Below are 21,754 nucleotides of genomic sequence, written 5' to 3'. Positions count from 1 at the left end.
ACCTCCACTTTGATGTCATTCTTTGTTTTCTCATAATAACGCACCTGCTGTAATCGGTCAATACAAAATTTGTAAATTATTAGGAGCGATAAAATGAAAGTAAGCGTCATCACTCTGGGCTGTAAAGTCAACCAATACGAATCGCAGGCCATGCTCGATCAGCTCGTCCGCGCGGGCTTTTCAGCATGTGAAAGCGCGGCGGAAAGCGACATTGTGCTGATCAATTCCTGTACGGTCACCTCCACCAGCGATCACAAGGTCCGCCAGACCCTGCATCGTGCACGGCGCGGAAATCCCAGCGCTGTCATTGTGCTGACCGGTTGCATGCCGCAGGCCTTCCCGGAACTGGCGGAGCAATTGACCGACGCCGACATCGTGCTGGGCAACTCCAACCGCCACTCCCTTGTCCCGGATATTCTGCAATACCTCTCCTCCCGCCAGCGTATCGTGGACATCGTCCCGCACGAAAAGGCGGCGGAGTTCGAATCGATGCAGGTCGAGCGCTTTTTTGAGCGCACCCGCGCATTTATCAAAATCGAAGACGGATGCAACCGTTTCTGTTCGTATTGCATCATCCCTTATGCACGCGGCCGCGTGCGCTCCAAGCCCTTGGACGAGCTGCGGGAAGAGGTCGCCCACCTCGCTGCCAACGGCTACCGCGAAATCGTGCTGACCGGCATCAATCTCTCCGCCTATGGGCAGGAGCTTGGCCTGCACCTCTGCGATGCCGTGGAAGCCGCCTGTATGCCGGAGGGGATCGCCCGCGTGCGCCTCGGCTCCCTGGAGCCGGAGCAGCTCAGCGTGGATGTGATCGCACGCCTTGCAAAACAGGAAAAGCTCTGCCCGCAGTTCCATCTGTCCCTGCAAAGCGGCTGCAACGCCACCCTGCGGCGGATGAACCGGCATTATACCGCCGATGAATACCGCACGATTGTCCGAAACTTGCGCGCCTCTTTTGCAAACTGCGCCATCACCACGGATATTATGGTTGGTTTTCCCGGGGAAACCGAGGAAGAGTTTGCAGAGTCCCTCGCATTCGCCAAGGAAATCAGGTTTGCAAAGGCGCATGTATTTGCTTATTCGCGCCGCCCGGGGACCAAGGCAAACGACGCGCCCGATCAGATCACACAGCGGGTCAAAGAGGAACGCAGCCGCCGGATGATCGCCGCCACCCAACAGACCAAAGCGGACTTCTTCCAAGCACAATTGGGACGCGTAGAGACGGTTCTCTTTGAACAGGAAGTGGCTCCCCATGTCTATGACGGCTATACGGCCAATTATACGCCGGTCAAAGTCTCCAGCGCTAAGGACCTGCGCGGGAAAATCCTCCCCGTTCTGCTGCGTGAAACGGATGGCAACAACTGCTATGGTACGGTTCAGGAAAATATTTAACCGGCGAATTGCTTCATTACGTTTTCCATTTCCTTCCTTGTCTGGTCGTGATCCAAGTATTCGCAGCTGTAAAACATAAACCCGTCGCATTTGACCTGGCGCCCAAGGGCAACCTGCTGCGCCAGGATATTGTCCGCTTTTTTCCACGTGCCGCCGTCGGCATCTGAACCGGCCTTATAGACGGCCAATCCAAAGTACAACTTGACATTGGGGTCGGTGGTCATCTCACGCCATTGCTCCGCGGCAACGTCATAGGGAAGCACCGGGTTTTCAAAATTGACATACAACTGGGGGCAGATATAGTCCACATAGCCGCGCACCGAGCACCAAGATTCGACATCCGCACCCATTTTCAGATCGTTGGAGACATTGACCTGTGGAGAAATGCCAAACTGGACGTCGGGATTCACGCTTTTGATCTCGCTATAGGTGAGCGACACCATCGCATTGATGTTGGCTTGCCGCCATTCCAGCAATTCCAGCGGTTTCCCACTCCGTGAAACGGACTCCACATAGGCATTATACGCGCCCTCGTCAAACGCGGGATCCTCGGAGGGATAAAAGTAATCGTCAAACTGGATGCCGTCCACCGCATAGTTTTCCACAATTTCCTTCACGCCATCCGCGATGAGTTTCCGGACGCCGCTGTAGGCAGGGTTATAATACTTCCCGGTCGCGGTCTGGACGGTCCAGCCATCCCTGCTGGCATCCTGATGCCAGACGGTATAATTGTTGTCCGCCGCCAAAGTAGAAGGAGTATCGCCGCCGGACTGGATGCGCAGGGGATTGATCCATGCATGGAACTCCATCCCGGCCTTGTGCGTAGCATCCACCATATATTCCAACGGGTCATAGCCGGGGTCCGTCCCCTGTGTCCCCCCTACGATGTGCGACCACGGGAAATAGTTGGATGGATAGAGCGCATCCCCAAACGGGCGCACATGTACCACCAATGCGTTCATCCCGCACTGCTTTGCTTCTTCCACAATGGCGTCAAATTTCTGTTGAAAGGCCGCTTCGCTCCGGTCGCTTTCCTGGCTCATGTCGAGGCTCATATAGGGCACCCATACCGCGCGCATCTCGTCCTCTGAGGCGGGTTCTACGGGAATCTCCGGCACAGAGGAATCCGCCTGCCCGTCCGAAAAGCTGCTTGACGGCAATATGGGCGCCTGTGCTGGAACATCCTCCTGATTTCCAAAGAAGTTAACCGCCATACAGAGCGCCACAACCCCTGCCAGAAGGCCAATGCAGACCAGCAGGCTGTGGCGGTGGAAAAGCTTGATTACCATAAGTTGTTCATCCTTTCTCTTAAAGGTTCGGAACTGTGAACGGCAACAGGAAGATGTGAGCATAGAACGATAGAAGGAGAAGCCGGCACAGCGCATCTAAAGCACATCATCTCTGCCTCCCATTGTACTGCAAAGCGTTTGACAGAAAGGCGCAAATCATGTAGGATACAGCTATAGCATTTTGCTTGGTTGGAAAGAGGTGCAGCAGATGTTTTTTCTATTTGGCGTTGTCAGTGGTATGCGCGACCTTGGTGAACGGAGCTGCATGCTGCCCTGTTGCGGCATGGTACGAGCGGTCCTCACCTGTAGCTTTCACCAGTTCACGCTCTTTTTTGTCCCGCTGTTCCGCTTCCAAAAACGATATTTTCTCACATGTCCGCGCTGTGGTTCGATCTATGCACTCTCAAAGGAGGAAGGCCGCCGTCTGGAGCGCGATCCCCACGCACAGGCGGACCCAACCGCGTTATCCTTCCTGCGGCAAAGCGGCCGGCGTTGCTGTCCGCACTGCGGCTGCAATGTGGAAGCAAACAGCCGGTACTGCCCCCAGTGCGGCGCTTTTTTAGGAGGAAATCCATGAAAATCCTTTTGATCTATCTGCTCGCCATCAATTTGATTGGCATTGCACTCACCATCCACGACAAACGTGCGGCGCAGCGGCATCGCTGGCGCGTGCCGGAGGCCACGCTCCTTTGGGTTTCCGCCCTGGGCGGTTCCGTGGGCATGTATGCCGCCATGCGGCTGATCCACCACAAAACCCAGCATCGGAAATTTATGTGGGGCATCCCGGCAATCTTTGCAGCGCAGGTGGCGTTATGGATCTTAATCTTACAATATGTCCCTTTTTCTTGGGATAAAATTTTTCATTTTTGAAAAAGCAATCCTATAGCATTTCAATCATCCGTATAGATAAATTGGGCGTCGGGGAAATACCCGACGCCCAATTTATCTATTTTACCTTATCAATGAGCTTGATTAAAAGTACAATCGCGGCGCCTAATAAAACAACTGCTTCTACCGAGATCACCAAGTTTAATATATTCTGTAACATAAAAAGCCCTCCCGTCATTTAAGCAACAGCAATTCTCACAAAGCATTGTCCAATAGAAATGCAATTTTATTAGTTATCTATTACCGTCGGACCAGAAGACGATCCCGGAAAATTTCCATCATAGCCATGATTGCCAACAAAAAGAGATGCTAAAATGATTAAAAGGGCCGCCATCAAAATAATACCTATAAACAGTAGAAATTTTTTATACTTCATAATTAGCTCCCATATTTATTCAGAACCAAAATTATCGCATTAATATCACTTTTTTCCATATAAATTATTAAAATTCTATTTCAAGAATATCACTTATATAACAATATGACAACATAAAAATTCAATATTTTATATAAAATTTATTAAACTATAAAAGGGGCTATTCTATGTTGTCCATAGAATAGCCCCTTTTACATTACTTATAGAAAATTTGAAACCTTAACCCTTTGCCACGATGTTGACCAACTTGCCCGGCACATAGATTTCCTTGACGATGTTCTTTCCGGCAATCTCCGCCGCGACCTTCTCATCCGCCTTGACCGCTGCAAACACGTCGTCCTTTGCCAGGTTCGCCGCAATGCGCAGGCGCGCACGCACCTTGCCGTTGATCTGTACGGCAATTTCCACCGTGTCTTCCGTGCATTTCGCTTCATCGTAGGACGGCCATTCCTGCTCGCAAACCATACCGCCGAAGTTCATCACGTTCCAGACCTCTTCTGTCACATGCGGTGCGAACGGGTTCAACAACAGCGTAAAGATGCGCAGCTCCTCGCGAGTGATGGACCCTTCCGCAGTAATGTCATTGAGTAAGGTCATCAACGCCGCAATCGCCGTGTTGAATTTCAGGTTTTCGATGTCCTCGGTAACCTTCTTGATGGTCTTGTGGAAGGGCGTCTCCAGCTTTGCGCGGATGCCCTCATCCTCACAGACGATCCCCTGCAAATTCCAATAGCGCTCGACAAACCGGCGGCATCCCTTGATGCTGGAGGTGCTCCACGGCGCTGCCTTCTCAAAGTCGCCGATGAACATCTCATACAGGCGCATGGTGTCCGCGCCGTATTCGTTGACAATGTCGTCCGGGTTGACCACGTTGCCGCGGCTCTTGCTCATCTTCTCGCCGTTTTCGCCGAGGATCATTCCGTGGCTGGTGCGCTTTGCGTACGGCTCCGGCGTCGGGACCACGTGGATGTCATAGAGGAACTTATGCCAGAACCGGCTGTACAGCAGGTGCAGCGTCGTATGTTCCATGCCGCCGTTGTACCAATCCACCGGCGACCAATACTTCAGCGCCTCCGGGCTGGCCAGCGCCTGGTCGTTATGCGGGTCCATATAGCGCAGGAAGTACCAGGAAGAACCCGCCCACTGCGGCATGGTGTCCGTCTCGCGCTTTGCTGGACCGCCGCAATGCGGACAGGTTGTGTTCACCCAGTCCGTCATATGGGCCAGCGGGGATTCGCCGTTGTCCGTCGGCTCATAGGATTTTACATCCGGCAGGCGCAGCGGGAGCTCGCTCTCCGGCAGCGGCACATAGCCGCACTTCTCACAATATACAATCGGGATGGGCTCGCCCCAATAGCGCTGGCGGGAGAAGACCCAGTCGCGCAACTTGAAGTTGACCTTTGCATGGCCAATGCCCTTTTCCTCCAAAAACGCAATGATCTTTTTCTTGGCCTCTTCGACGGTCAGGCCGTCCAGGATGCCGGAATTGACCATGATGCCGGTGGCGCAGTCCGTGAAGGCTTCCTTTTCCACGTCGCCGCCCTTGACCACCTCGATGATCGGCAGGCCAAATTTTTTGGCAAAATCCCAGTCGCGGGTATCGTGTCCCGGCACAGCCATGATCGCGCCCGTGCCATAGGAAACGAGCACATAGTCGGAGATAAAGATCGGGATCTCCTTTTCGTTGACCGGGTTGATCGCCATAACGCCGTCCAAACGGACGCCGGTCTTCTCTTTGGCAACCTCGGTGCGCTCAAAGTCGGACTTCTTCGCCGCCTCTGCCTGGTAGGCGCGCACCTCATCCATATTCTGAATCCGGTCCGCCCACTTCTCAATCATCGGGTGCTCCGGAGAAATGACCATATACGTTGCGCCATAGAGCGTGTCCGGGCGGGTGGTATAGATGGTGAGCTTGTCCCCCGTTGTGGTGGAGAAATCCACCTCCGCGCCCGTAGAGCGGCCGATCCAATTGCGCTGCTGCGCCTTGACGCGCTCCGGGTAATCCACCAGCTCCAGATCGTCGATCAGGCGCTGGGCGTATTCGGTAATCTTCAGCATCCACTGGGACTTGACCTTGTGCACCACTTCGCTGCCGCAGCGTTCGCAGACGCCCTCCACGACCTCTTCGTTGGCAAGCACGCATTTACAGGAGGTGCACCAGTTGACGGACATCTCCTTTTTATAAGCCAGCCCGTGTTTAAAGAGCTGAAGGAAAATCCACTGCGTCCATTTGTAATAGTCCGGGTCCGTCGTATTGATCTCGCGGGACCAGTCAAACGAAATACCCAGCGACTGGAGCTGTTGCTTAAAGCGCGCGATGTTCTTCTCCGTTACGATGGCCGGGTGTACATGGTTCTTGATAGCATAGTTTTCGGTCGGCAGGCCAAACGCGTCCCAGCCGATCGGATACAGGACATTATAGCCCTGCAAGCGGCGTTTCCGCGCCACGATGTCCAGCGCCGTATAGGAACGGGGATGCCCCACGTGGAGCCCCTGGCCGGACGGATACGGGAATTCGACCAGCGCGTAATACTTCGGCTTGTGCATGTCCGTGTTGGAGGCGTGAAAAACACCCGCTTCTTCCCACTTATCCTGCCACTTCTTTTCAATTGGCTTATGGTCATATTTGTTCATGATCTGTTTCGCTCCCAAAAATTATTCTTCGTTTGCCTTCAGGATTTCTGTGATGTCCACGGTTTCGCCGTCCTGCCACAGGCGGTCCAAATCGTAGAATGCGCGGGATTCCTCCGTAAAGACATGTACAATCACATTGCCGTAGTCTAATAGAATCCAGGAATTGGAACGGTAACCCTCGGTGTGCTCCGTTGCAATCGAATGCCGCTCTTTGAGCTGGAATTCCACTTCATCCGCCAGCGCCTTGACGTGCGTACTGCTTGTACCGGTGGCAATGACAAAATAGTCCGCCAGCACGGAAATATCGCGGATTCCGATGAGCTTGAGATCCATTCCTTTTTTCTTATCCAGTATCTGAACGGCTTCCTTGGCCAGTTCCAATGATGTCATTGTCTTCTCCCCTTTGTTTGGAAATTAAATGGCCCGGTCCTCCAACACCGCTTCGTTGTACGCGGCGATGGTATCCGGATGAATCGCTAAGCGGCGCTCAGCCAGGTCCTGGATGGTGTAGGTCATGCCGGAAAGCATGGCCGCCAAAAGGCTCTTTCGAGCAGCCTTGCGAATCTCCTCCACGCCGGGATAGTCCCGGTCGGAAGAGGTAAAATCAGCCACAAACAGCACCTTCTCCAGAAGCGTCATGTGGGCGCGCCCGGTCGTGTGGTAGCGGATGGCGTTTAAAATGTCCTGGTCCTCGATGTGCAGTTCCTGTTCCACATAGGCGGCCCCCAGCATCGCATGCCACAATTTCTGGCCGCTGCGCTCCACCTCTGTGAGCACGATGTCGTACCGCGTCATCCGCTTCAGCTGTTCCTCCGGCGGCATATCCTTCATGATGTCGTGCAGGATTCCCGCTGTGTAGGCTTTCTCCTCATCCGCCCCATATTTTTTGGCCAGATGCACGGCCTCCTCTGCCACAGCCAGAGAATGACGGTAACGCTTCTCGCTCAAAAACGGTTTGATGACCGCTTTATAATCCTTATGGCTCATTTTACCGCTTCCTTCTTTGATTCAGTTTCAATGGTACAGGCCGTTTTCCCTGATATAACGCGCCACCTCTGCAGGCACCAGCGCATCAATCGCCCGGTTCTGGCGCACCGCCTCGCGCACCATGGTGGAGGAAACCGGCAAATAGTCGATGTTTTGCAAAATGACCTTCGCTCCATGCCGCGCAAGTTTCTCCGCATATGCGCGAAGCTTCTCCAACCCGTCCGTGCTGCGCGGCGCCGCACAGATGGTTGCCAACGAATAGATTACATCCGGCTTGTACCATGTTTCCAGCGTCAGAAACATGTCCTCCCCGGTGAGAAAGCAGAGCTCCGCGTCCGGGTATTCGCGCTTTAAAGCCAGGAGCGTCTCCGCCGTGTAGCTCGGGCCGCCCCTGCGGATCTCCAGATCGCTCACCTCAAACGGGGTTCCTTCGCACGCCAGACGGCACATTTCCAGCCGGTCTTCCGCGGGCGCCAGGTCCGGGGCCCGCTTATGCGGAGGCACAAACGTGGGAATAAACAGCACGCGCTGCGCACGCAGCTGCTTTTGAAACTGCTGTGCAATGTGCAGATGGCCATTGTGGATGGGATTAAACGTGCCGCCAAAGATCGCAATCCGGTTCATGCTGCTCTATTCCTCACTATTTTATTACTTTTTTGCCGGTTTGGGAAGAGTGATTTTCGGTTCCTTTTCATTTTTACGGTACAAAACGAATTTGGAGCCGATCACTTGCACCACATCGGCCTGTACGTCCGCCGCAATCTGTTCCGCCGCCTCACGGGAAGAGAGCGGCGCGGTTTCCAAGACCTTCCCCTTGATGAGTTCCCGCGCCGTCAGCGCGTCGTCCGCCTGTTTGGTCAGTTCCGGGCTCATGCCGGATTTCCCCACCATGACGATCGTATCCAAATCCACGGCAAGCGAGCGCAGATATGCGCGTTGTTTACTGGTCAGCATAGTCTTTCTCCTTTATCGATGATCTTTTCGTAACAACGGGAAATTTGTGGGCCGTTGTCACCCAAATGCAGATCGGTTTTTCCCGCAACATGGTAGCCATGCCGTTCATAGAGACGTACACCAGGGACATTCCGTTCATAGACGTCCAAGCGGATGCTGCGCTTTCCATGTCCTTGGGCATATTGTTCGGCGAACCGCAGCAGATGCCCGGAAACGCCCTCCCGCAGGTGGTCAGGATGCACAGCAAGCGTGTGCACCACCAAAACCTCCGCCGGGGAAATCCCCTCCTGCCAGGGAATGTCCCGGTAGCCCTCCGGTTGTACCCCGTTGAGGATGCAAGTTCCCAGCAACGCTTTCCCATCGGCACAGACATAGAGCTCCCCGTTGGCCAACGCCTGCTCTGCCGTCCAACGCGCAGGATATTCCCCGCGCGTCCAGCCGGGATAGTTGAACGTTGCGTCCAGATAGTCGCAGATCGCGTCGTATAATTCCACGACCCGATCCAAATCCCACTGGGTCGCTTTACGGATCTGCACCTCAGTTCCCATGCCGTTCCTCCAAGCGGGCCGCGAGCTCCCGCAGCGCCTTTCCGCGGTGGCTGACCACATCCTTTTCCGCCGGGGTCAGCTCCGCATATGTTTTTTCGCCCACCAAAAAGATCGGGTCATATCCGAATCCATCATGGCCGCGCGGCGCAAACGCCACGCTCCCTTCACAGACGCCTTCCACATCCATGCGCTCCCCATCGGGATAAACCACACAGATGGCGCTGACAAACCGCGCGGTGCGCTGTTCCGCCGGGACGCCGTCCAGCTCGTGCAGCAGCTTGTCCATCCGCTGCGCATCTGTTGCGTCCGGCCCCGCATAGCGCGCAGAGTAGACGCCGGGGGCCCCGTTCAGGGCATCCACCACCAAGCCGGAATCGTCCGCCACAGCCGGCAGGCCGGTCTGCTCGCAGGCGGCCTTGGCCTTGAGATAGGCATTCTCCGCAAAGGTCGTGCCAGTCTCCTCGACTTCCTGTAGATCCGCCGTTGTCACTTCTATGTGCAGCGGCTCCAAAATGCGCTGCAATTCCAACAGTTTGTTGGGATTGTGCGTTGCCATCACATATTTCACAAGCGTCCTCCTTATCGCGTAAACAGCGCCTCCGAAAATGCCTTCGCATCAAAGGGCTGCAAATCGTCCACCTGTTCGCCCACGCCAATGAACTTCACCGGCAGTTTCAATTCTTCGCGGATTGCCAAAACGACGCCGCCACGCGCTGTGCCGTCCAGCTTTGTGAGCACGATGCCAGTCAGATTTGCAACGTTCTGGAACTCGCGCGCCTGGTTGACGGCGTTCTGCCCAGTTGTGGCGTCCAGCACCAGCAGGACTTCCTTGTCCGCATCGGGCAACTCGCGGTCGATGATGCGGTTGATTTTCGCCAACTCATCCATCAGGTTTTTCTTATTGTGGAGGCGTCCCGCCGTATCGCAGATCACCACATCGGTGCCGCGCGACTTGGCCGCCGCAATCGCATCGTATACAACGGAGGCGGGGTCGGAGCCCTCGGGATGTTTCACGATCTCACTGCCGCTGCGTTCCGCCCAGACCTCCAACTGCTCAATCGCCGCTGCACGGAAGGTATCCGCCGCGGCCAGCAGGACTTTCTTTCTCTCCTGGCGCAGGCGGGAAGCGATCTTTCCGATGGTGGTGGTCTTTCCCACGCCGTTCACGCCGATCACCAGGATGATCGAGGGCTTTGTGCGGACATGCAGCTCCTCATCGCCGGCGATCATCTCCGCCACCGTCTCCCGCAGCATCTCAAAGATCTGGGTCGGGTCGGTAACCCGCTGTGCCTTTACGCGCTTTTTCACCTCTTCGCAAATGCGCTCGGCGGTCGGGACGCCCGTATCCGCCATGACGAGCAGCTCTTCCAACTGCTCAAAGAGGGATTCATCGATTTCCGTATAGGAACCGAGCATATTGTCCAGTGAAGCGCTGAAGCTCTCCCTGGTCTTTTTCAATCCTTCTTTAATTTTCGAAAACAAACCCATGTGGTTGACACCTGCCTATTTGAAATATTCCAAAGATCGAAGCCGCCTATTTTGCGGCATCCATCCCTAGTTTTTGTTCGATTTCACTTGCCCGCAGCTCCAAAAGCTTGGAAACGCCCTCATCCTGCATGGTGACGCCGTACAGAACGTCCGCCTCTTCCATGCTGCCGCGGCGATGGGTGATGACAATAAATTGTGTGTTGCTGGTCATGCGCCGCAGGTACGCCGCAAAGCGGTCGACGTTGACGTCGTCCAGGGCGGCCTCGATCTCATCCAACATGCAGAACGGCGGCGGACTGACCTTCATAATGGCAAAATACAACGCAATGGCCACCAATGCCTTTTCGCCACCGGAAAGCAATTCCAAATGGGTGACGATCTTGCCCGGCGGCTGGACCGAAATCTCGATGCCCGAATGGAGAATATCCTCCGGGTCGGTCAGGGAGAGGTTTGCCGTCCCACCCCCAAACAGTTCCTGAAAGGTCTGTAGAAAATTCGTATTGATCTGCTTAAAACGCTCAATAAAGAGCTCGCGCATCTGGCGGGTGAGGTCGCCGATCAAGCGCTTCAGCTCGTCGCGGCTCTGCTCAACATCGGCCACCTGTGCGTTCATAAATGCATACCGTTCGCTGACCTCTTTGTATTCCTCTACGGCCGCCACATTGACCGTTCCCAATGCCTTGATCTTGCCCTTTAGTTCGTTTAAGCGCTTCTGGGACTGCCCCACGTCCTCGATGGGGGCGGCGACCTCCTCGGCCTCGCGCCGGGTCAGTTCGTATTCTTCCCACAAGCGGCTGATAATTTCATCGTATTCCTTTTGCAGGCTGGCTTTGCGCTCTTCCAGGCGCGCCAGCTCATGGCCCACATTTTCCCGCGCACTGGATTGCTCCCGCTCCTTGGCCCGCAATTCCGCGGACTTCTTTTCAAAGGCCATCCGCTGGGCATTGAGCTCCTCGATCCGCGCGGTGGACGCCTTGGCCTGTTCCCGCAGGGACGCCGCCTCTTTCTTGAGTTCTTCGATGCGCGTTTGCAACGACACGATGGAATCCTGTACGCGCTCCATCTCCTGGCGCAGCCCTGCAACATGCCCGGCGCGGTCCTCTTTCCGGCGCTCGATGTCCGCAATTGTTGCCCGCAGGGATTCAATATCCTTCTGTGCGGAGAGACTCTCGATGCGCAGTTCCTGCAATTGATTGGACAGCGTGTCCGAGAGCTGATTCTGCTCGCTGCGGCCGGAACGGATCTCGTTCATCTTTCCCTGCAAAACGGAGATCTGAAGCGTTGCCTCCCCTAGCTTCTGCTCGGCCTGCTTCTGGATAGCGCGCTGTTCCTCCAAACGCCCGGCCGCAACGGTGCTCTCCTGCTCCAGGGCGGCGATGTCTGCCGCGATGGTCTGCCGGTCCGCTTTGGCGCGGTTGTGCTCCGCTTCGATCCGGATGCGTTCCTCCTGCGCCGTCGCCAATTCGCCCTTCGCACCGGTTAGAGCGGCCTCCGCTGCACTGGCCTCTTCGTTGGCAGCGCGCAGGGCTGCGGCCGCCTGTTCCGCCTGTTCGCGGAGCTGATCCGCCTGCGCCCTGATGCGCTCGATCTCCGAAGCGCGACTCAGCAACCCGGAATTGCGCGCCAGGGAACCGCCCGTCAACGAACCGCCCGCATTGACCACCTGGCCGTCCAAGGTGACGATGCGGAACCGGTAGCGGTACCGCCGGGCGACCGCTGTCGCGGCGTCCAGATCCTCCGCCACAACGATGCGCCCCAAAAGGGAATGCAGGATCCCGTTGTACTGCTCGTCACAGGTGCAGAGCTTCCCGGCGATGCCGACCACGCCCGGGCATTCCTCCAATCCCGGCTCGTTCAACACATTCCCCCGGATATTCGACAACGGCAGGAACGTCGCCCGGCCGCCGTCGCGCTGCTTCAAAAAGCCAATGGCGCGCTTCGCATCCTGCTCGCTGCCGACCACGATGTTCTGCATGGCCGGGCCCAAGGCCGTCTCAATCGCCACCGCATATTCGCGCGGGACCTTGATCAGGCGGGAAACCGGTCCATGGATTCCCGGAAGGGTGCCGTGCTTGGCCTCTTTCATCACCAGCTTGACGCTTTGGGAAAAGCCCTCCAGATTGCGCTCCAGATCCTCCAACAGGCGGGCGCGGCGGGCGCATTCGTTGGCGTCCAGATGCAGTTTTTCACTCTGCTTCTTGGCGGCTTCCGCGCGCTGGCGGCGGGAATTCAGCCGCATCTCATATCCTTTGACCGTGTTGGAAAGCGCCTGGATGCGGCTTTCCGTATCGGCCAGCATCTTGGCAAAGTCCGCATCGCTCTGTTTTAACGTTTCTGCGCGCTCCCGCTTTTCCGCCAACGTCTGTTCCACTGTCTGCATCCGCAGTTGGATTTCCGAGATGGTCGATGCGGCGGTCATGGAGGCCAGCTTTTCCTGGGTGGATTCCGTAGACAATTCGTCAATCTGGCGGGAATAACGGTCGATTTGCGCCGCCGTCTCCCCCATGCCCTGGCGCAGTTCCTCCAGGCGCTTGGTGCACGCGGCGCTTTCCGCTTCCTTCTCCGCAATAAACGCCGCTTTTTCCTCGATTTCCGCCTTCTTCTGCGCGATTTCTTCGTCCATATCCTTTCCGGATTGGTTGGACTGCTCGATTTCCCGCTCAATGCGGGCGATGTTCTCCCGATTATGTAGGATGTCGTTCGCAAGGACGGACCCTTCGCCATCTTTGGCCACAGCAGCTTCCTCCATGCGGGCTGCTTCCTGGCGCGCCTCGTCCACCTTTGCCGTGCATGCGTTCGCCTGCGCAAAATTGTCCTCAATCTGCTGTTCAATCGCCGCCAGCTGCTCTTCCAACTCGTCGTAGTGGTTCTTTGCTATGACGATGCGATCATCGTGCTCCCGCAGGACATGGCCGGAGCGCTCGAGGGTGTTCAGCCACAGGCCGATTTCCAAGGTGCGCTTTTCGGAGGCAAACTCCAAATATTGCTGCGCCTTCTCCGCCTGCTCCTTCAGGGGGCCGACGCGGTCTTCCAGTTCGGAAAGGATGTCCCGCAGGCGCAGCAGATTCTCCTCCGCCTGGCTTAGGCGGCGCTCGGACTCCTCTTTCCGGTAGCGGAAGCGGGAAATCCCCGCCGCTTCCTCAAAGATCTCCCGCCGGTCCTCGCTGCGCGCGCCGACAATGCTGTCGATCTTGCCCTGCCCGATGATCGAATATCCGTCGCGGCCCAGGCCGGTATCCATGAACAGCTCGTTGATGTCCCGCAGGCGGACCGCCACTTTGTTGATGAGGTATTCGCTGTCTCCGGAACGGTAATACCGGCGCGTGATCGCCACCGTATCGCCGTCAAAATCCAGCCGCCGGTCGGAATTGTCGATGGTAAGGGTGACCTCTGCATATCCCTGGGGCTTGCGGGCCGGCGTGCCGTTGAAGATGACATCCTCCATGCGGGTACAGCGCAGCGTCCGGGTAGACTGCTCCCCCAGCACCCAACGCACCGCGTCGCTGATATTGCTCTTGCCGCTTCCGTTCGGCCCCACCACGGCTGTAATCCCGCGGTCAAATTTGAGGGTCGTCTTATCCGGGAACGTTTTAAACCCCTGTATTTCCAACGATTTTAAAAGCAAGCTGTCACATCCTTCTCCAAAGCGGCAATGGTAACTGTATGCTCCGGCAGCGTCGCGTTCGCCGTCACGCGGGCCGAATACCCTCTCTCCCGCAGGCGATCAAGATTCGCCCGCTTTTGCCCAACCATTTTTGATTGTATTTTGGGATTTACTTTGATTTCAATCGTTCCTTTTGAAACTTGATTGCCTTCCAATATTTCCATCAAACGGAGGAACATCCGCTTACTCTCGCAGAGTTCCCGAAACGCCGGGTGCCAGGGCCCTGCTACACGGCCGCGCTCCAACTCCGGCGTGCTGTGCAGCCCCAAACGGATCACGCGGATGCCGCGGTTCTCAAAAAACGCCAACAAGCGGGAGCAAAGCTCCACGGCGTCCTCCAAGGCCATCGGGCGATAGGCCCCCGAGCGATATTTTTCCTCCAGTTCGGTGCCACGCATCACGATGGTCGGATAGATGCGCACCGTATCGGGCTCTAAGGCCGCAAGCCTGCGCGCGGTATATTCCGCGCCTGCGGGCGTGTCGCCGTAAAGACCGGTCATCATCTGCAAGCCCAGGGAAAAGCCCTGTGCATGGATGCGCCTAGCCGCATCCTCCACCTGCGCCGCCGTATGCCCCCGCCCGTTTATGGCGAGGACGCGGTCGTCCATGCTCTGTGCGCCCAGCTCGATCGAGGTCACGCCGTATTTCTTGAGCAGTGCAAGGACGTCGTCACCGACCGCATCGGGCCGGGTAGAAATCCGAATCCCGGAAAAGCGGCCTTCTTGGACAAACGGCGCCGCCGCATCCAAAAGGGAAACCATATAGCCACGCTCAATCGCCGTAAAGCTCCCGCCAAAGAAGGCGATCTCCGCCTGTCCTGCACAGGGGATACTCTGCATAGCTGTAAGGGCCGCTGCACGCACATCGTCCGGCGCCGGCTGGGTCTGCTGCCCGGTGATGCTTCTCTGGTTGCAAAAGCTGCATTGGTGCGGGCAGCCGTTGTGGGGCACAAACAGGGCAACATTGGCGTGTCTCAATAGCCCATCAGCTCCAACGCCTCGCGCGCCGCCTGCTGCTCCGCTTCCTTCTTGCTGCGGCCGCCTCCCTTGCCGATCACATTGCTGTTGAGGTGGACCTCCACGGTAAAATGCTTGTCGTGGTCCGGCCCGCTCTCGCCCGTAAGCACATACTCCAAATGCTCCTCCGGGTTTTGCTGGATGATCTCCTGCAGGGCGGTCTTGTAGTCCTTAAACGCCTTTGGCTTGTGTGCCTTCAGCATGGGCAGGACAAAGCGAAGGATAAACTTGCGCGCTTCCTCCATACCGGCGTCCAGGTAAATGGCGGCGATCACCGCCTCAAACGCATCCGCCAAAATGGACGAGCGGGTGCGCCCGCCGGAATTCTGCTCGCCGTGGCTCAACCGCAGATAATTCCCCAGGTCGATCTGCTTCGCAAAGCCGCAGCATGCCTTTTCGCACACCAGGGCAGCGCGGTTTTTGGTGAGATCCCCCTCGGGAAATTGCGTGTAATTTTTAAACAGATAATCCGCAACCACAAACCCGAGCACCGAATCGCCCAAAAACTCCAGGCGCTCGTTGCTCTCTTCCTTGCCCTTTGCTTCGTTTGCATAGGAGGAATGGGTCAATGCGGTGATGAGGTATTTTTTGTTGTGAAAATGGTGCCCTAGCTTTTCTTCAAATTCTCGATAGTCCATCTTTCGGCCTCCTGCCATTAATCCGCCTGCTTCTCCTTTGCCTGGCTCTCCTTATAGACTGCCACAGCAGCGGCGATTTCATCCACAACATTTCCGGCGATATAGGACTTGGTCAAGCGGAGTGCATTTTTTACCGTTTTCGCCTTCGCGCTTCCGTGGGTCTTGAACACCGGCTTTGCCGCGCCCATGATCGGCGCCCCGCCGTATTCGTTGTAGTCCATCGTCTTCTTGAGCTCCTTGATATCTTTCAAAAGCATGGACGCTGCCAGCTTGTTCTTCCAATTTTTAAAGAAAACCTCTTTAAACATCTGCATCATGGCGATCGACACGCCTTCATACATCTTGAGCAGCATGTTACCGGTAAAGCCATCTGCCACGACCACATCGGCCGCATCTTCGGGGATCTCCCGCGCCTCTACATTTCCGACAAAATGTAGCCCCGATTCTTTTAACAAAACATAGGCTTCTTGCTGCAGCTCGCCGCCCTTGTGCTCTTCCGTGCCGATATTGGCCAATCCCACGCGCGGCCTGGAAACATTCATCACCTTTTCCATATAGATCGACCCCATCACACCGAACTGGCGCAGCATTTCGGGCTTACAGTCGACGTTTGCGCCGCTGTCAATGAGCATAAAAAAGCCCTTTTTCTTCGGTAGAATCGGGGCAAACGCCACGCGCTTGATGTTTTTGATGCGCTTGACGATCATCGTTGTACCGACCACCAGTGCGCCGGAATTGCCGCCGGAGAGGAAGCCGTCGCCCTTGCCCTCTGCAAGCAACTTCAGGCCCAGGGCCATGGAGCTGTTGGACTTCTCCTTCAAAACAGCCCCCGCATGATCCTCCATCGTGAGGACATCCGGTGTGTCCGCAATCTCCATGCGATCCAGGGAGATGTCATTCTCCTTTGCCACACGCCGGATCTCCGCCTCGCTGCCGGTCAGCAGGATGTCGAGGTCCAGCTCCTTTACCGCCTCGGCACATCCTTTCAAAATTTCCAGGGGCGCATTGTCCCCGCCAAAAGCGTCCACAATAATTTTCATCGCGATACCTCCCCGCCGCAGTGCGGCTACTTTGGATTTCTGATCTTCTATGTATTTTTAAGAAACTCGTCTAACATTTGTAAAGAGCGTTCGGAAAAGGCCGCATAACGGGAACGCTTGTCCCGGATATGCGGAACCACGGGCGGCATAACGCCAAAGTTTGCGCCCATGGGCTGGAAATCGCCCTCGCCGCCGTTTTGTACATAGCGGCTCAGCGCGCCAATCATCGTCTCTGGCGGCAGCGTAAGGGTCTCCTTTCCCTGCAACCTGCGAAGGGCGTTCTTCCCCGCCAGGATTCCACTCGCGGCGGACTCCATATAGCCCTCCACGCCCGTGATCTGGCCCGCAAAAAACAAATCCGGACGCGCGCGCAAGCTGAAATCGCTGTTCAGCACCTTTGGCGAATTCAAAAAAGTGTTGCGGTGCATCACCCCGTAGCGCACAAAATCCGCCTGCTCCAAGCCCGGGATCAGGCCAAAAACGCGCTTCTGCTCGCCAAATTTGAGGTTCGTCTGGAACCCGACGAGATTGTAGAGCGTCCCCTCCCGGTCTTCGCGCCGGAGCTGCACGACCGCCCAGGGCCGGTGCCCGGTCGCCGGGTCGCGCAGGCCGACCGGCTTGAGCGGGCCAAAGCGGATGGTGTCCGGCCCGCGCTGCGCCATCACCTCTATGGGCATACAGCCCTCGTAGACCTTCGGGTCCGCCACATCAAAGTCGTGGACCGGCGCGCGCTCGGCGTGGATTAGCGCCTCATAGAACCGCTCGTACTCCTCTTTGTTCATCGGGCAATTTAAGTACGCGTCGTCCTCTCCCTTTCCATAGCGGGACGCGGCAAAAATGCGGTCCCGTCCGAGGCTCTCCGCTGTGACAATCGGGGCAGCTGCATCGAAGAAGCTCAAACTCCCGCCGCAAAGGGCGGCGATCTTCTCCGCCAGTGCGTCGGAGGTCAGCGGGCCGGTAGCGATCACGTTGACGCCGTCCGTAGGGATTTCCGTAATCTCCCCGCTGTGCACTTCGATCTGCGGATGCTCCCGAATTGCCTTGGTCACCGCCGCGGAAAAGGCGTGCCGGTCTACGGCGAGCGCTCCGCCCGCGGGGACACGGCATTGATCCGCGCATTGCATCAGCAGGGAACCGAGCCGCCACATTTCCTCTTTGAGCAGGCCGGCCGCGCTGTCCACACGCGCCGCCTTGAGGGAGTTGGAACAAATCAGCTCTGCAAAGTCCGGGCTGTGGTGCGCGGGGGAATACTTCTGCGGTTTCATCTCCCAGAGCTCCACCTGCACACCGGCCTGTGCAATCTGCCATGCCGCTTCACAGCCGGCCAATCCAGCCCCGATCACTCGTATCTTCATCGGCGTCTCCTTTTATACTTCGTCTTTATTTTCCTCATCCGGGTTTTCCACGCGCTCATAACCGCAGTCCGGCGTAACGCAATAGTACTTGGGATGTTTCCCCTTCTTCTTTAAGAGGGTCTTCCCGCAGCGCGGGCATTTCTCCATGCTGGGCTCATCCCAGGAGATGAAGTCGCAGTTGGGATATTCCGCGCATCCATAGAAGATGCGCCCCTTCTTGGACTTCTTCACAATCACCTTGCCGCCGCATTTGGGGCACTCCGCCCCGGTCTCCTGCACCAGCTTTTTCACATTCTTGCACTCCGGGTATCCGGGGCAGGCAATGAATTTCCCGTAGCGGCCCATTTTGACGACCATCTTGCGGCCGCACTTTTCGCAGATGATGTCGGTCTCATCCTCTTTCAGTTGGATCTTGACCCCCTGCATCTCCTCCTTGGCCTTTTTCAAAGTCTTCTCGAAATCGCCATAGAAGTCGTGCAGCGTCTCCACCCAATCGACCTTCCCGCTCTGTACCTCGTCCAGCTCCTCTTCCACCTGTGCGGTGAATTTGACATTGACGATCTTCGGGAACCGCTCTTTCATCAGCTTGGTGATCACTTCCCCCAGCTCGGTCGGCTTGAGCGCCTTGCCATCGCGGACCACATATTCGCGCCCCGTGATGGTTGAAATCGTGGTGGCATAGGTGGACGGACGGCCGATGCCGTTTTCCTCCAACGCCTTGATGAGCGACGCCTCCGTATAGCGGGCGGGCGGCTGCGTGAAATGCTGGTTGCCTGCGATCTCCTTGCAGCGCAGCGGCATATCCTTCTCGAGGGGCGGCAGCGCCCCGCCGCTCTCGGAGTCTTCGTCCTTCTTCTCTTCGTAAAGCACGGTAAATCCGTCGAAGGTGACAGTATAGCCGGACGCCTTGAAGATATAATTCTTGGCCGAAATCTCCGCCTGCGTCGTGCTCTGGAGGCAGTTTGCCATCTGGCAGGCGATGAAACGCTCCCAGATCAGCTTATAGAGTTTATATTGGTCCGAACTCAGGCTGTCTTTCACCTGATCGGGCGAAAGGCTGGGCATCGTCGGCCGGATGGCCTCGTGCCCGTCCTGGGCGTTTTTCTTTGTCTTAAAGTGGCGGGGGGTATCCGGCAAATACTTCTTCCCCCAGCGCTCCAAAATGTAGTCGGCGGCGTCTTTGAGCGCATCCTCCGACAGGCGCAAGGAGTCCGTTCTCATGTAAGTAATGAGACCGACCGCGCCCATCCCCTCGATTTCAACGCCCTCGTACAGCTCCTGCGCAGCCTTCATCGTCCGGCGCGCCTGGAACCCCAGGCGGCGCGAGGCCTCCTGCTGCAGGGTGGAGGTGATAAACGGCGGCGCAGGGGATTTGCGGCGCGTGCCCTTTTTGAGCTTCGAGATCTTATATTCGGCGCCCTCCAGTTCCGCAAGGATTTGATCCGCCTGTTCCTTGTTCTCAATCTCGATTTTCCCATTCTCGTCGCCATAGAATGTTGCGGGGAACGCTTTGCGGGACCCCTTGGGGATCATCTTCGCATCGATCGTCCAATATTCTTTTGGGACAAACTTGCGGATCTCTTCCTCACGGTCCACCACCAGGCGGACCGCCACGGACTGCACGCGGCCGCCCGAAAGCCCACGGCGGATCTTCTGGGACAGGAACGGACTGAGCTTATAGCCCACCAGCCGGTCGAGAATCCGCCGCGCCTGCTGCGCATTGACCAAATCCATATCAATGCTGCGGGGATGCTCCATCCCGTTTGTCACGCCGGTTTTCGTAATCTCATTGAATGTCACCCGGTTGTCGTCCTCCGTATTGAGGTCCAGCAAATAGGCCAAATGCCAGGAGATGGCCTCCCCTTCGCGGTCCGGGTCCGTTGCCAGGAATACATAATCGCTCTTTTCTGCCTTTTCCTTCAGTTCCTCCACCAATTTTTCTTTGCCTTTGATGATCTCGTACTTCGGTTTAAAATCCTTCTTGATATCCACGCTCAACCGGTTTTCCGGCAAATCGCGCACATGCCCCATCGAGGCAATCACATCGTATCCAGGGCCCAAATATTTCTTAATGGTCTTCGCCTTTGCGGGCGACTCCACAATTACCAATTTCGACATCTATCTATCCACCTCTTTCATCTCGTACGGCACAGCCGCCGTACCGCTGCGGGAACTCCATCTTCCCGCACAACAACGTTCCTATATATCTATGTTTTACAAATCAATGTTGATCTCCAAAAATGGCAAAGTCCTTTAGACTTTGTGAAAACCTGTCCACAAGACATTTGGACGGGCTTTCATAAAGCCTAAGAATGTTTTAAGGCGTATCTTCTCCCCGAATACCCCTGGATGCAACCCATCAGCTCCAGTTCCGTAAGCGCTGGAAGGGCGCGTGCCGCCGGAACCCCTGCCTCCGAGCAAAGCTCAGCCAAGGCACGCGGCTCTCTGGAAAGCGCCTGGAACAGCGCAGAGGCGTCGTCTGAAAGGCCCTCCGGCACTTTTCGGCAGGCCGGTGTGGGTTTCTGCTCCTGCGGTGCGGCCTTTATCAGCATAACACTTTCCGCCGATTCCTCCAAGTGGATTTTTCCTGGAAAGCGGAAAAGATATTCCTCCAAAATGTCATTTGCACAGCTGACCGCCTTCATTCCCTCGCGCAAAAGGTTGTTGGGACCTTGGGACATACGGCTCCCGACCAAGCCGGGCACGGCAAAGACGTCGCGGTTTTGATGGATCGCATTGTTCGCGGTGAGCAAAGACCCGCTCTTTTCCGCAGCCTCCACCACCACCGTCCCGACGGACAGTCCGGAAATCAGCCGGTTGCGGATGGGGAAATGATTGCGAAGCGCCGGTGTCCCCGGCGGATACTCCGAAAGCAGGGCGCCGCTATGTGAAATCGCCTCCCGCAAAGAGGTATTCGCGGCTAAATACGGATAATCGATCCCGCAGCCGAGCACGCAGACCGTCTTTCCTCCCGCAAGCAGCGCGCCCTTGTGGGCAGCTGTGTCGATGCCCAGCGCACCGCCGCTGACGACCACGGCGCCGCCCTTGGCAAGCCCATACCCCAAGCTGTGTGCAACCCGCTTCCCCACCAGCGTCGCTTTCCGCGTCCCCACAATGGAGATGGCGGGGACTTCCGCAAAATCCGGAAGTTCTCCCTGTACATACAATACAGCCGGAGGGTTATGAATCTGCCGCAGAAGGAAGGGATATTCCCCGTCCTCCGGCGTGAGAACCGTCTGCCCCATCTGCGCACAATGGGCGAGTTGGGCCTGCGCCTCCTGTAGGGGATATTCCCGCATTGCGGAAAGCTCGCGCTGTGTGAAAATTCCCAGCAGGCCCCACTCCCGTGGACCCGCGCGGTAAAAATCCTCGATGCTGCCAAAAGATTCCAGAATGTGGCGCGGCTTGCTGCTGCCCACTTGCAGGGCATGTTGCAGCCAGATCCAATAGGCACGCCGGTCCAACTCCATCCTGTTCTCCTCCTC

General features: G+C 56.6%; 19 protein-coding genes. 3 read left to right on the top strand and 16 right to left on the bottom strand.

Going from position 1 to position 21,754, the window contains the following annotated elements:
* The first annotated feature begins 93 nt into the window (after positions 1–93).
* Entirely contained in the window at positions 94–1,392 is a 1,299-nt protein-coding gene (gene mtaB / locus I2E77_RS09280; RefSeq protein ID WP_195451093.1) for a tRNA (N(6)-L-threonylcarbamoyladenosine(37)-C(2))-methylthiotransferase MtaB, read from the top strand.
* Here the strand turns inward: mtaB and I2E77_RS09275 are convergent.
* Positions 1,389–2,681 (bottom strand): glycoside hydrolase family 10 protein, encoded by a 1,293-nt coding sequence (locus tag I2E77_RS09275; protein ID WP_195451092.1) that lies wholly within the window; start codon positions 2,679–2,681, stop codon positions 1,389–1,391. The two genes, mtaB and I2E77_RS09275, sit on opposite strands and share 4 nt — an antisense overlap.
* A 208-nt stretch (positions 2,682–2,889) precedes the next feature.
* Between I2E77_RS09275 and I2E77_RS09270 the strand changes: the two genes are divergently transcribed.
* Both I2E77_RS09270 and I2E77_RS09265 read left to right on the top strand, forming a co-directional pair.
* Positions 2,890–3,258 carry a zinc ribbon domain-containing protein gene (locus I2E77_RS09270; protein ID WP_087232879.1) on the top strand — a complete coding sequence of 123 codons (369 nt, stop codon included), beginning with the start codon at positions 2,890–2,892 and terminating at the stop codon, positions 3,256–3,258.
* Positions 3,255–3,551: a DUF1294 domain-containing protein gene (locus I2E77_RS09265; RefSeq protein WP_087232876.1), complete on the top strand. Its 297-nt coding sequence runs from the start codon at positions 3,255–3,257 to the stop codon at positions 3,549–3,551. The genes I2E77_RS09270 and I2E77_RS09265 overlap by 4 nt, the downstream gene beginning before the upstream one ends.
* A gap of 613 nt (positions 3,552–4,164) precedes the next feature.
* Here I2E77_RS09265 and leuS read toward each other — a convergent pair.
* From leuS to dprA, 15 genes are all read right to left on the bottom strand, one after another.
* The gene (gene leuS / locus I2E77_RS09260) at positions 4,165–6,579 is read right to left on the bottom strand and encodes a leucine--tRNA ligase (protein ID WP_191362224.1); all 2,415 of its coding nucleotides are present in this window, start codon (positions 6,577–6,579) and stop codon (positions 4,165–4,167) included.
* Positions 6,580–6,600: 21 nt separating this feature from the next.
* A complete protein-coding gene (gene rsfS, locus I2E77_RS09255) occupies positions 6,601–6,969 on the bottom strand; it encodes a ribosome silencing factor (protein WP_087232869.1) in 369 nt (122 codons plus the stop codon).
* Positions 6,970–6,993: 24 nt separating this feature from the next.
* Positions 6,994–7,566: a bis(5'-nucleosyl)-tetraphosphatase (symmetrical) YqeK gene (yqeK, locus tag I2E77_RS09250; RefSeq protein ID WP_087232866.1), complete on the bottom strand. Its 573-nt coding sequence runs from the start codon at positions 7,564–7,566 to the stop codon at positions 6,994–6,996.
* Positions 7,567–7,593: 27 nt separating this feature from the next.
* A complete protein-coding gene (nadD, locus tag I2E77_RS09245; RefSeq protein WP_191362225.1) occupies positions 7,594–8,190 on the bottom strand; it encodes a nicotinate (nicotinamide) nucleotide adenylyltransferase in 597 nt (198 codons plus the stop codon).
* Positions 8,191–8,214: 24 nt separating this feature from the next.
* Positions 8,215–8,520: a YhbY family RNA-binding protein gene (locus I2E77_RS09240; protein ID WP_087232860.1), complete on the bottom strand. Its 306-nt coding sequence runs from the start codon at positions 8,518–8,520 to the stop codon at positions 8,215–8,217.
* On the bottom strand, positions 8,514–9,068 hold the full coding sequence (locus I2E77_RS09235; protein ID WP_195451091.1) for a GNAT family N-acetyltransferase: 555 nt from the start codon (positions 9,066–9,068) through the stop codon (positions 8,514–8,516). Before I2E77_RS09235 ends, I2E77_RS09240 begins: the two co-directional genes overlap by 7 nt.
* Complete coding sequence (locus I2E77_RS09230) at positions 9,058–9,636, bottom strand: XTP/dITP diphosphatase (RefSeq protein WP_195451090.1); 579 nt, start codon at positions 9,634–9,636, stop codon at positions 9,058–9,060. The genes I2E77_RS09235 and I2E77_RS09230 overlap by 11 nt, the downstream gene beginning before the upstream one ends.
* 11 nt (positions 9,637–9,647) lie before the next feature.
* Entirely contained in the window at positions 9,648–10,556 is a 909-nt protein-coding gene (gene ftsY / locus I2E77_RS09225) for a signal recognition particle-docking protein FtsY (RefSeq protein WP_191362226.1), read from the bottom strand.
* Positions 10,557–10,602: 46 nt separating this feature from the next.
* A complete protein-coding gene (gene smc, locus I2E77_RS09220; protein ID WP_195451089.1) occupies positions 10,603–14,181 on the bottom strand; it encodes a chromosome segregation protein SMC in 3,579 nt (1,192 codons plus the stop codon).
* Positions 14,172–15,197, bottom strand: a complete 1,026-nt coding sequence (locus I2E77_RS09215; protein WP_195451088.1) for an elongator complex protein 3 — start codon at positions 15,195–15,197, stop codon at positions 14,172–14,174. Before I2E77_RS09215 ends, smc begins: the two co-directional genes overlap by 10 nt.
* Positions 15,194–15,874, bottom strand: a complete 681-nt coding sequence (gene rnc, locus I2E77_RS09210; RefSeq protein WP_191521039.1) for a ribonuclease III — start codon at positions 15,872–15,874, stop codon at positions 15,194–15,196. The genes I2E77_RS09215 and rnc overlap by 4 nt, the downstream gene beginning before the upstream one ends.
* Before the next feature lie 17 nt (positions 15,875–15,891).
* A complete protein-coding gene (plsX, locus tag I2E77_RS09205) occupies positions 15,892–16,914 on the bottom strand; it encodes a phosphate acyltransferase PlsX (RefSeq protein ID WP_191395263.1) in 1,023 nt (340 codons plus the stop codon).
* Between the two features lie 47 nt (positions 16,915–16,961).
* Positions 16,962–18,269: a methylenetetrahydrofolate--tRNA-(uracil(54)-C(5))-methyltransferase (FADH(2)-oxidizing) TrmFO gene (gene trmFO, locus I2E77_RS09200; protein ID WP_195451087.1), complete on the bottom strand. Its 1,308-nt coding sequence runs from the start codon at positions 18,267–18,269 to the stop codon at positions 16,962–16,964.
* A 12-nt stretch (positions 18,270–18,281) separates the two neighbouring features.
* The gene (topA, locus tag I2E77_RS09195; protein WP_087232834.1) at positions 18,282–20,387 is read right to left on the bottom strand and encodes a type I DNA topoisomerase; all 2,106 of its coding nucleotides are present in this window, start codon (positions 20,385–20,387) and stop codon (positions 18,282–18,284) included.
* A 188-nt stretch (positions 20,388–20,575) separates the two neighbouring features.
* Positions 20,576–21,739 carry a DNA-processing protein DprA gene (gene dprA, locus I2E77_RS09190; RefSeq protein WP_195451086.1) on the bottom strand — a complete coding sequence of 388 codons (1,164 nt, stop codon included), beginning with the start codon at positions 21,737–21,739 and terminating at the stop codon, positions 20,576–20,578.
* Between the last annotated feature and the right edge of the window lie 15 nt (positions 21,740–21,754).

It is taken from the genome of Anaeromassilibacillus sp. 1001302B_160321_C8, assembly GCF_015554745.1.
Classification (GTDB): domain Bacteria; phylum Bacillota; class Clostridia; order Oscillospirales; family Acutalibacteraceae; genus Anaeromassilibacillus; species Anaeromassilibacillus stercoravium.
Note: the sequence above shows the minus strand (reverse complement) of the source record. Positions and strands in the feature narration are given on the sequence as shown.

Coding starts and splice junctions, on each gene's coding strand:
- I2E77_RS09275 (WP_195451092.1), bottom strand. CDS start 2,681: ATGGTAATCAAGCTTTTCCACCGCCACAGCCTGCTGGTCTGCATTGGC.
- mtaB (WP_195451093.1), top strand. CDS start 94: ATGAAAGTAAGCGTCATCACTCTGGGCTGTAAAGTCAACCAATACGAA.
- nadD (WP_191362225.1), bottom strand. CDS start 8,190: ATGAACCGGATTGCGATCTTTGGCGGCACGTTTAATCCCATCCACAAT.
- rnc (WP_191521039.1), bottom strand. CDS start 15,874: ATGGACTATCGAGAATTTGAAGAAAAGCTAGGGCACCATTTTCACAAC.
- I2E77_RS09265 (WP_087232876.1), top strand. CDS start 3,255: ATGAAAATCCTTTTGATCTATCTGCTCGCCATCAATTTGATTGGCATT.
- leuS (WP_191362224.1), bottom strand. CDS start 6,579: ATGAACAAATATGACCATAAGCCAATTGAAAAGAAGTGGCAGGATAAG.
- rsfS (WP_087232869.1), bottom strand. CDS start 6,969: ATGACATCATTGGAACTGGCCAAGGAAGCCGTTCAGATACTGGATAAG.
- ftsY (WP_191362226.1), bottom strand. CDS start 10,556: ATGGGTTTGTTTTCGAAAATTAAAGAAGGATTGAAAAAGACCAGGGAG.
- trmFO (WP_195451087.1), bottom strand. CDS start 18,269: ATGAAGATACGAGTGATCGGGGCTGGATTGGCCGGCTGTGAAGCGGCA.
- yqeK (WP_087232866.1), bottom strand. CDS start 7,566: ATGAGCCATAAGGATTATAAAGCGGTCATCAAACCGTTTTTGAGCGAG.
- plsX (WP_191395263.1), bottom strand. CDS start 16,914: ATGAAAATTATTGTGGACGCTTTTGGCGGGGACAATGCGCCCCTGGAA.
- I2E77_RS09240 (WP_087232860.1), bottom strand. CDS start 8,520: ATGCTGACCAGTAAACAACGCGCATATCTGCGCTCGCTTGCCGTGGAT.
- I2E77_RS09235 (WP_195451091.1), bottom strand. CDS start 9,068: ATGGGAACTGAGGTGCAGATCCGTAAAGCGACCCAGTGGGATTTGGAT.
- topA (WP_087232834.1), bottom strand. CDS start 20,387: ATGTCGAAATTGGTAATTGTGGAGTCGCCCGCAAAGGCGAAGACCATT.
- dprA (WP_195451086.1), bottom strand. CDS start 21,739: ATGGAGTTGGACCGGCGTGCCTATTGGATCTGGCTGCAACATGCCCTG.
- I2E77_RS09270 (WP_087232879.1), top strand. CDS start 2,890: ATGTTTTTTCTATTTGGCGTTGTCAGTGGTATGCGCGACCTTGGTGAA.